The 11118-nt window shown below is 74.0% G+C and carries 2 protein-coding genes; both read left to right on the forward strand.

All coding sequences use genetic code 11. The features are described from left to right. Positions 1-12: 12 nt before the first annotated feature. Entirely contained in the window at positions 13-8115 is an 8103-nt protein-coding gene (locus AB0I16_RS35400; protein WP_363253795.1) for an SDR family NAD(P)-dependent oxidoreductase, read from the forward strand. Between the two features lie 121 nt (positions 8116-8236). Continuing rightward, positions 8237-11118 (forward strand): type I polyketide synthase (locus tag AB0I16_RS35405; RefSeq protein ID WP_363253796.1); only part of this gene is annotated, 2882 nt, incomplete at its 3' end.

Genomic DNA, 11118 nt, shown 5'->3' on the forward strand with positions numbered 1-11118 from the left:
GCGGCGGCGCATGTGGCGGGTGTGTGGTCGCTTGCTGATGCGGTGAAGGTGGTGTCGGCGCGTGGTGCGCTGATGCAGGCGCTGCCGGCCGGTGGAGCCATGGTTGCCGTCCAGGCGACCGAGGCCGAGATCGCCCCGGACCTGTCGGAGACGGTCGGCCTGGCCGCCGTCAACGGACCCACCTCCGTCGTCGTCTCGGGCGTCGCCGCAGATGTCGAGGCCGTCGCGGAGAAATGGCGTGAGGCGGGCCGCAAGGTGTCCCGGCTGAAGGTCAGCCACGCCTTCCACTCGCCGTTGATGGAGCCGATGCTCGGTGACTTCCGCCGGGTGCTTGAGGGCGTGTCGTACGAGGCGCCCTCGCTGCCGATCGTGTCGACGCTGACCGGCGTCCGGGCGAGCGCCGAGGAACTGACCTCTCCCGAGTACTGGGTGCGGCACGTGCGCGAGGCCGTACGGTTCGCCGACGCCGTCGGCACGCTCACGGACGAGGGCGTGACCACGTTCGTCGAGGTCGGCCCCGGCGGCACCCTGTCCGGGCTGGGCCTCGCATGCGCGCCGGACGCGGTGTTCCTGCCCGCGTTGCGTGGCGAGCGGCCCGAGGAGGCCGCGCTCGTGACGACCGTGGCCGCCCTGCACACGCGGGGCGTGGCGGTCGACTGGGCCGCGTACTTCGCGGGCAGCGGCGCCCGGCGGGTGGACCTGCCCACGTACGCCTTCCAGCGTCAGCGCTACTGGATGGACTCCCCGCCCGCCGTCGTCGCCGAGGCCGCGCCGAACGCGGACGAGGCGCGGTTCTGGGCCGCGGTGGAGAGCGAGGAGGCGTCCGCGCTCGCCTCGTCCCTGGGCATCACCGATGACGGGGCGGCCGACTCGCTCCGCGCCGTGCTGCCGTTCCTGACGTCGTGGCGCCGCCGCAGCCACGAGAAGTCCACGCTGGACCAGTGGCGTTACACAGTCGGCTGGAGACCCGTCGGGATTCCGACGACGACGCCTCCCGCCGGCACCTGGCTGACCGTGGCGTTCGCCGGGGACGAGCGGGCCCGCGCGGTGAGGGAACTGCTCGCCGGCAGCGGCCTCTCGCTCGCCGTGGTCGAGGTCGCCGGGGCGGCGGACCGCGCGGGGCTGGCCGACGCGCTGGGCACAGCCCTTGAGCGGGCCCTCGCGCGGGAGGAGGAGATCGGCGGAGTCCTGTCGCTGCTGGCGTTCGACGAGTCGCCGCACGCCGAGCACCCCGCGGTGCCGAACGGGGTGGCTGCCACCCTCGCGCTGGTGCAGGCGCTCGGCGACACCGACGTACAGGCACCGCTGTGGTGTGTCACCTCCGGCGCGGTGGCCGCGGTCGCGGACGACACCGTCGAGGGCTTCGCGCAGTCGATGGTGTGGGGCCTCGGCCGGGCCGTGGCGCTGGAACACCCCGGCCGCTGGGGCGGATTGGCCGACCTGCCGGAGACGGTGGACGAGCGGGTGGCCGCACGGCTGTGCGGGCTCCTCGGCGGGGCGGAGGACCAGGTCGCCGTACGCGGGACCGGTGTGTTCACACGCCGTCTCCGCAGGGCCGACAGGACCGGCACCGGCGCGGGATGGACGCCGCGCGGCACGGTCCTGGTGACCGGCGGTCTCGGCGCCCTCGGCGCACGGGCCGCGCGGTGGTCCGCCGAGCACGGCGCCGAGCACGTCGTCCTGGTGAGCCGGCGTGGCGGCGCGGCCGATGGCGCCGCCGAGCTGGAGGCCGAACTCACCGGACTGGGCGCCCGCGTCACGGTCGCCGCCGTCGACATCGCCGACCGGGAAGCGCTCGCCGCGCTCCTCGACGGCCTCACCGCCGCGGGAGACCGGGTCTCGGCCGTCGTGCACACCGCCGGACTCAACGACAGCGCCCCCGTCCAGGAGACCGGCCTCGCGCGCTTCGCCGACGTGGTCGGCGCCAAGGTCGCCGGCGCCGCGCACCTGCACGAACTGCTCGCGGACACACCGCTCGACGCCTTCCTCTGCTACTCCTCCATCGCCGGCGTCTGGGGCAGCGGCGGCCAGGTCGGCTACAGCGCGGCCAACGCCTGCCTCGACGCCCTCGCCGAGCACCGCACCGCCCACGGCCTGCCCGGCACAGCCGTGGCCTGGGGCCCCTGGGGCGGCGGCGGCATGGCCGACGACGAGGCACAGCGGCAGCTCTCCCGGCGCGGACTCCTGACGCTGCCGCCCCAGCTCGCGGTGGGCGCCATCGCCGACGCGGTCGGCGGCGGCACGGCGAGCACGGTCGTGGCGGACGTCGACTGGGAGAGGTTCGCGCCCGCGTTCACCATCGGCAGGCCGAGCCCGCTCCTCGCCGACCTGCCCGAAGCACGTGACGCCGTCGCGGGCCGGGACGCCGGTGCCGAAGGGCCCGCCCGGGCGGACGGCTCCGACGAGGACGGGGCGCGGCTGCGGGCCCGGCTCACCGGCCTCGACGCGGCCGGGCGGGGCGAAGCGGTGCGTACGCTCGTGGTGGCGCAGGCGGCCACTGTCCTGGGGCACGGCACGGCCGGTGCCGTCGACGCCGACCGGGCCTTCCGCGACCTCGGCTTCGACTCGCTGACCGCCGTGGAACTGCGCAACGCGCTGACGGCCGCGACCGGCCTCACGCTTCCCGCGACCGTGGTCTTCGACTACCCCACCCCCGCGGCGCTCGCCGACCACCTGCTGTCGGCCGTCGTGGAACCGCACGGCGAAACACCGCCGGCACCCGCCGCCGCACCGTCGGCCGCGTCCGACGAGCCGATCGCGATCGTGGCGATGGCGTGCCGCTACCCCGGCGGCGTGACGAGCCCGGAGGACCTGTGGCAGGTGCTCATGTCGGGCGGGGACGCGGTGTCGGAGTTCCCGGCCGACCGGGGCTGGGACATCGAGGCCCTGTACGACCCGGACCCCGCGGGCATCGGCACCACGTACTCGCGCCGAGGCGCCTTCCTCGACCACGTGGCGGACTTCGACGCGCCCTTCTTCGGGACGTCACCGCGTGAGGCGCTGGCGATGGACCCGCAGCAGCGGCTTCTCCTGGAGACCTCCTGGGAGGTCTTCGAGCGGGCCGGCATCGATCCCGACACGGTCCGCGGCGAGCGGGTCGGCGTGTTCGTCGGCTCCAACGTGCAGGACTACGGCCTGGTCCTCGACGACGCCGTGGAGGACGTGGGCGGGCACGTGGCCACGGGCAGCGCGGCGAGCGTCATGTCCGGCCGCCTGTCCTACACGTTCGGCCTCGAAGGCCCCGCGGTGACCGTGGACACGGCGTGCTCGTCGTCGCTCGTCGCCCTGCACCTGGCGGTGCAGGCGCTGCGCTCCGGCGAGTGCGAACTGGCCCTCACGGGCGGTGTGACGGTGATGTCGACACCGGGCGCGTTCATCGAGTTCAGCCGCCAGCGCGGCCTTGCCGTGGACGGCCGCTGCAAGGCGTTCTCCGACAGCGCCGACGGCACCGGCTGGGGCGAGGGCATCGGCATGCTGATCGTCGAGCGCCTCTCCGACGCCCGCCGCAACGGCCACCAGGTCCTCGCGGTCGTCCGGGGCTCCGCCGTCAACCAGGACGGTGCCTCCAACGGCCTGACCGCCCCCAACGGCCCCTCCCAGCAGCGCGTCATCCGCCAGGCGCTCGCCGGCGCGGGCCTGGCCCCGGCCGACGTGGACGCCGTCGAGGCGCACGGCACCGGCACCACCCTCGGCGACCCCATCGAGGCCCAGGCCCTCCTCGCCACCTACGGCCAGGGCCGCCCCGCCGACCGGCCGCTGCTGCTCGGCTCGGTGAAGTCCAACATCGGCCACACGCAGGCCGCCGCCGGTGTCGCGGGCATCATCAAAATGGTGATGGCGATGCGGCACGGCGTGCTGCCGCGGACCCTGCACGTCACCGAACCGTCCACGCACGTCGACTGGTCGGCGGGCGCGATGGAACTGCTCACCGACCGGCGCGAGTGGCCGTCCGTCGACCGCCCGTGGCGGGCCGGCGTGTCATCGTTCGGGTTCAGCGGCACCAACGCGCACACCATCATCGAGCAGGCCCCCGAAACGGCGGCCCCCGACAGCGCGCCGGCGGAGCCGGACGCCATACCGTGGGTGCTCTCGGCGCGGTCCGCCGAAGCCCTGCGGGATCAGGCGTCCCGCCTCCGCGACGGCATCGAGCGCGGGGACGCGGCCGCGACGGTCGCCGACATCGCCCACTCGCTGCGGTCCCGCTCGGTGTTCGACCACCGGGCCGTGGTGGTGGGGCTCGACAGGGAGGACTTCCGCACCGGCCTCACCGCCCTCGCCGAAGGCCGCGAGGCACCCCACGTCGTGACCGGCACCGCCGGGAACCGCGGCACCGGCACGGTGTTCGTCTTCCCCGGCCACGGCACGCAGTGGGTCGGCATGGCCCTGGAACTCCTCGACTCCTCCCCGGCGTTCCGCACGCGGATGGAGGAGTGCGCCGAAGCACTCGGCGAACACGTCGACTGGTCGCTCATCGACGCGATCCAGGACCCCGTCCTGATGGAGCGCCTCGATGTCGTCCAGCCCGCCCTGTTCGCGGTGATGGTGTCCCTCGCGGCCACCTGGCGGTCCTGGGGCGTCGAACCCGGCGCCGTACTGGGACACTCCCAGGGCGAGATCGCCGCGGCGTGCGTCGCGGGCGCCCTGTCGCTGCCCGACGCCGCCCGCCTCGCCGTCCTGCGCAGCAAGGCCCTGACCGCGCTGGCGGGCCGGGGCGGCATGGTGTCACTCGCGCTCGGCGTGGACGACGTACGGGAACTCCTCACCCGGTGGGACGGACAGCTCACCGTCGGCGTGGTCAACGGCCCCGCGTCGGTCGTCGTCTCCGGTGACGTCACCGCCCTGGACGAACTGCTGGACGTCTGCGCCGAACAGGGCGTGTGGGCACGGCGGGTCAAGGCGGACTACGCCCCGCACTCCCACCACGTCGAGCGCGTCGAGGCGGACATCCTGGAAGGCCTCGCGGACGTGACACCGCGCTCCGGCGACGTGCCGTACTACTCCCCCCTGGCCGGCGGTCGGCTGGACACCCGCGAACTGGACGCCTCGTACTGGTACCGCAGCCTGCGGCAGACGGTGGAGTTCGCGGACTCCGTCTCCACCCTCGTGGCGGAGGGCTTCACCACCTTCGTCGAAGTCAGCCCGCACCCGGTCCTGGTGGCCGGACTCGGCGAACTCACCGGCCCCGACGGCCTGGTCGTCGGCTCACTGCGGCGCGACGACGGCGGCAAGGACCGGCTCCTGGACTCCGCGAGCCGACTGTTCGTCCGCGGCGGCCGGGTGGACTGGCCCCTGCCCGAGGCCCGGCACGTGGACCTACCCACCTACCCCTTCCAGCGCCGGCGCTTCTGGCCCACCACGGCACACACCGCCCCCGGCGACGTGACCTCCGCGGGCCTCGGCCGCGTCGACCACCCCCTGCTCGCCGCCGTCACCGAACTCGCCGACTCCGACGCCCTGGTGTTCAGCGGCAGACTCTCCCAGCGCACCCACCCCTGGCTCACCGACTACCGCGTCCTCGACACCGCCGTACTCCCCGGCGCCGCCTACGTCGACCTCGCGCTGCGCGCCGGGGACCACGTCGGCTGCGCCTCCCTGGACGACCTCGTCCTCGAAGCACCCCTGGTGCTGCCCGAACGGGACGGCGTCCAGCTGCGGCTCAGCCTCGAAGGCCCCGACGCGTCCGGCGGGCGGGCGTTCACCGTGGACTCCCGCGGCGACGAGGGCGGGGACTGGACCCGCCACGCCACCGGCACCCTCACCCCCCAGCCGGCCCCCGTCACCGACGACCTCGTGGCCTGGCCCCCCGGCGAAGCCGAACCGGTCGACCTGGAACAGCACTACGCCACCGTCACCGCCTCCGGCCTCGACCACGGCCCCGCCTTCCGGGGACTGCGCGCCGCCTGGCGCAAGGGCGACGAGGTGTTCGCCGAAGTGACCCTCCCCGACGGCCTCACCGACACGGGCTTCGGCCTGCACCCCGCCCTCCTGGACGCCGCGCTGCACGCCACCGGGCTCGGCACCGGCTCCCAGGGACTGCTGCCGTTCTCCTGGGCCGGGGTACGGCTCCTCGCGACCGGGGCGACATCCCTGCGGGCCCGGCTGACACCGGCCGGCGTGGACACCGTCGCCGTCCTCGTCACCGACGGCTCCGGCGAACCCGTCGCCGCCGTCGACGAACTGAGCCTGCGCCCCCTCTCCGCCGACCAGCTCAACGCCGCCCGCTCCGCCCACCGCGACGCGCTCTTCGAGGTCACGTGGGCACCGATGCCCGACGCCGCTCCCGAGACCGGCACCTGGGCCGTCATCGGCGGCGACACCGCACGCCTCGCCCACGCGCTCACCGCCGCGGGCGAACCCGTGGACGAGCACACCGACCTGGCCGCACTCCTCGCGGCCGTCGACGCGGGGCTGCCCGTACCGCGGTGCGTGGCCGTGACACCCGGCGAGAACGCGACGACCCCCCGCGAGACGGCACACCACACCCTGGACCTGCTCCAGAAGTGGCTCGCGGACGACCGGTTCACCGCGACCCGGCTCGTCCTCGTCACCAGCGGCGCGGTACCGGCGGGCCCCGACGACGCCGTACCCGACCTGGTACGCGCCCCCGCATGGGGCCTGGTCCGCTCGGCACAGTCGGAACACCCCGAGCGGTTCGTCCTCGCCGACGTGGACGGCGAGGAGAAGTCGCTCCGCAGACTGCCCGCCGCCGTGGCGACCGGCGAACCGCAGGTCGTCATCAGGAACGGCACCGCCACGGTGGCCAGGCTCGCGCGGCTCACCGCCCCCGCCGACACCCCCGAGCAGCCGGCGTTCACCCCCGAAAGCACCGTGCTCATCACCGGCGGCCTCGGCGTACTCGGCGCCACGACCGCACGCCACCTCGTCACCCGCCACGGCGTACGGGACCTCGTCCTCACCGGCAGGCGCGGCCCGGCCACCCCTGGCGCGGACGAACTGCGCCGCGAACTCGCCGGACTCGGCGCACGCGTCACCGTCGCCGCCTGCGACGTCGGCGACCGCGCCGCGCTCGCCGCACTCCTCGCCGAACACCCCGTCACCGCCGTCGTCCACACGGCGGGCACCCTGGACGACAGCGTCATCGAGTCCCTGACCCCACGGCACATCGACACGGTGTTCGCCCCCAAGGCCGACGCCGCACTGCACCTCCACGAGCTGACCCGGGACCAGAACCTGACCGCGTTCGTCCTGTTCTCCGCGGCCGCCGGCGTGTTCGGCGGCCCCGGCCAGGGCAACTACGCCGCCGCCAACGCCTTCCTCGACGCGCTCGCCCAGCACCGCCGCGCACAGGGCCTGCCCGCCACCTCCCTCGCCTGGGGCCTGTGGGCCGAGGCCAGCGGCATCACCGGCCACCTCGACGACGCCGACGTCCAGCGGATGGCCAGGGGCGGCATGACCCCCCTGTCCAACGCGACCGGCATGGCACTGTTCGACGCGGCACAGGCCACCGGAACCGCCACCGCCGTGCCCGCCGCACTCGACCTCACCACGCTGCGGGCCGACCCCGAACAGGTACGGCCGCTCCTGCGCGGCCTGATACCCACACCCCTCCGCCGAGCGGCACGCACCGGTGACGGCACCACCACGGTCCCGCTCGCCCAACGGCTCGCCGGCCTCACCGAGGCCGAGCAGGACCGCGCCCTGGTCCAGCTCGTCCGCACCCACACCGCGGCCGTGCTCGGCTTCACGGGACCGGAGGCCGTCGAGGCGGAACGGGCCTTCAAGGAGCTGGGCTTCGACTCACTCACCGCCGTGGAACTGCGCAACAGGCTCGACGCCGAAGTCGACTCCCGACTTCCCGCCACCCTGGTCTTCGACCACCCCAACCCGGCGGCACTCGCGGCCCACCTGCGCACCACGGTGCTCACCGGCGACAACACACCCGCCGCCGAAGTACTCGGCGAACTGAACAGACTCTCCGTCACCATCTCCAAACTCGACCCGAACGACGCCCTGGCCGGAGACATCCGGCTGCGGCTCCGCTCGCTCCTGTCCACCTGGGACGAGAGCGAATCCGAGGCCCCGAAGGACGATCTGACCTCGGCGACCCTCGACGACGTCTTCGACATCATCGACGAGGAACTCGGAAAGTCCTGACCAGCGGAAACGCGTTCCCGCCCCCATCTGAAGGGCGGGAGCGCGACCCACCACCCTGACCAGCCGGTACGGACTCCCATCACCACGGGCACGGACTCTCACCCAGAGGGGTAACAAGCACATGTCGACCGACGACAAGGTCCTCGACTACCTGAAGCGCCTGACCGCCGACCTGCGGCAGACCAAGCAGCGCCTCCGCGAGGTCGAGGAGAAGGACAGCGAGCCGATCGCCATCGTCGGCATGAGCTGCCGCTTCCCCGGCGGGGTCGCGTCGCCCGAGGACCTGTGGCGTCTCGTCGAGTCCGGAGCCGACGCCGTCGCCGGATTCCCCACCGACCGCGGCTGGGACCTCAAGGCCCTGTACGACGCCGACCCCGAGCACACCGGCACCACCTACGCCCGCGAAGGCGGATTCCTCTACGACGCGACCGAGTTCGACCCCGCCTTCTTCGGGATCTCCCCGCGCGAGGCCGCGGCGATGGACCCCCAGCAGCGGCTGCTCCTGGAAACCTCCTGGGAGGCCTTCGAGCGCGCGGGCATCGACCCGGCCTCGCTCCGCGGCAGCCGCTCGGGCGTGTTCGTCGGCACCAACGGCCAGGACTACGGTGCGCTGCTGATGGCCGCGCACGAAGAGGTCGAGGGATACGCGGGCACCGGCATCTCGGCGAGCGTCATCTCCGGCCGCCTGTCCTACACCTTCGGCCTCGAAGGCCCCGCGGTGACGGTCGACACCGCCTGCTCGTCCTCGCTGGTCGCCCTGCACCTGGCGACCCAGGCCCTGCACCAGGGCGAATGCGAACTCGCGCTGGTCGGCGGCGTGACGGTGATGTCCACGCCGGGCTCCTTCATCGAGTTCAGCCGCCAGCGCGGCCTCGCCCCCGACGGCCGCTGCAAGGCGTTCTCCGACAGCGCCGACGGCACCGGCTGGGGCGAGGGCGTCGGCATGCTCCTGGTGGAGCGCCTGTCCGACGCCCAGCGCAACGGCCACCAGATCCTCGCGGTCGTACGCGGCTCCGCCGTCAACCAGGACGGCGCCTCCAACGGCCTGACCGCCCCCAACGGCCCCTCCCAGCAGCGCGTCATCCGCCAGGCCCTGGCGAGCGCGGGGCTGACCCCCGCCGACGTGGACGCCATGGAAGCGCACGGCACGGGCACGAAGCTGGGCGACCCGATCGAGGCGCAGGCCCTCCTCGCCACCTACGGCCAGGACCGCCCCGCCGGCCGTCCGCTCTGGCTGGGCTCGATCAAGTCCAACATCGGCCACACCCAGGCCGCCGCCGGTGTCGCGGGCATCATCAAGATGGTCATGGCGATGCGGCACGGCGTCCTCCCCAAGACCCTGCACGTCACCGAACCGTCCACACACGTCGACTGGTCGGCCGGCGCGGTGGAACTCCTGACGGAGACCCGCGCGTGGCCGCGGACGGGACAGCCCTGGCGGGCCGGCGTGTCGTCGTTCGGCGTGAGCGGCACGAACGCGCACACCATCATCGAGCAGGCCCCGGAGCCCCGGGAATCGACGCCGACGGCGGCGTCCGCCGCGGCGGGACCGGTGCCGTGGGTCCTCTCGGCCCGCAGCGCCGAGGCACTGCGCGACCAGGCGGCACGACTGATCTCCGGCATCATCGGCCTGGACCCCAGGGACGTCGGCTTCTCCCTCGCGACGACACGGGCGTCGCTGGAACAGCGCGCGGTCGTCACCGCGGACGACGAGGAATCCCGGCTGACCGCCCTCACCGCGCTCGCCGAGGGCAAGCAGTCGACGGGCGTGGTGACGGGCTCCGTCGCCCCCGGCCTGCTGGGGTTTCTGTTTTCGGGACAGGGGGCGCAGCGACTTGCGACGGGCCGTGAACTGGCCGAGCGGTACGAGGTGTTCGCCGAGGCCCTGAACTCGGTACTGGACGAGTGCGATCCGCGGGTGCGTGAGGTGCTGTTCGGCGAGGACGCCGACGCGCTGAACGAGACGGGTGTCACCCAGCCGGCGCTGTTCGCGGTCGAGGTGGCGCTGTTCCGGCTCCTTGAGTCGTGGGGCGTGCGCCCGGACATGCTGGCGGGTCACTCGATCGGCGAGCTGGCGGCGGCGCATGTGGCGGGTGTGTGGTCGCTTGCGGACGCGGTGAAGGTGGTGTCGGCACGGGGCGCGCTGATGCAGGCGCTGCCCGCGGGCGGTGCGATGATCGCGATCCAGGCGACGGAGGCCGAGGTCACGCCGGACCTGTCGGAGACGGTCGGCATCGCGGCGGTCAACGGCCCCACGTCGGTGGTGGTGTCCGGAGTCGCCGCCGATGTCGAAGCGGTCGCGGAGAAGTGGCGCGAGGCGGGCCGCAAGACGTCCCGGCTGCGGGTCAGTCACGCGTTCCACTCGCCGCTGATGGAGCCGATGCTCGACGAGTTCCGCCGGGTCCTTGAGGGCGTGTCCTACGAGGCTCCCGCGATCCCCGTGGTGTCGACGCTGACGGGCCGCCCTGCCACAGCCGAGGAGCTGGCCTCGGCGGAGTACTGGGTGCGCCACGTACGCGAGCCGGTGCGGTTCGCCGACGCCGTGAGGACGCTGCGGCACGAGGGCGTGACCACGTTCGTCGAGATCGGCCCCGGCGGCACGCTGTCGGCGCTCGGACCGGAGACCGCGCCGGACGCCGGGTTCGTGGCGGCGCTGCGGAACGGCCGCCCCGAGGTGGCGGCGCTGACCACCGCGCTCGCGGAAGCACATGTGCGGGGCGTACACGTGGACTGGGCCGCCTGTTACGCGGGCAGCGGGGCCAAGAGGGTCGAGCTGCCGACGTACGCCTTCCAGCGCGAGCGCTTCTGGCTGGACGTACCGCCGTCGGCCGGTGACGTCACGGCGGCCGGACTGGGTTCGGCGGAGCACCCGCTGCTGGGCGCTGCCATCACGGTGGGCGGCACGGACGGTGTGCTGCTGACGGGACGGCTGTCGGTGCGGACGCACCCGTGGCTCGCCGACTATGTGGTGCGGGGTTCGGTGCTGCTGCCGGGTGCCGCGTT

The sequence above is a fragment of the Streptomyces sp. NPDC050703 genome (genome assembly GCF_040654435.1).
Taxonomy (GTDB): Bacteria; Actinomycetota; Actinomycetes; order Streptomycetales; family Streptomycetaceae; genus Streptomyces.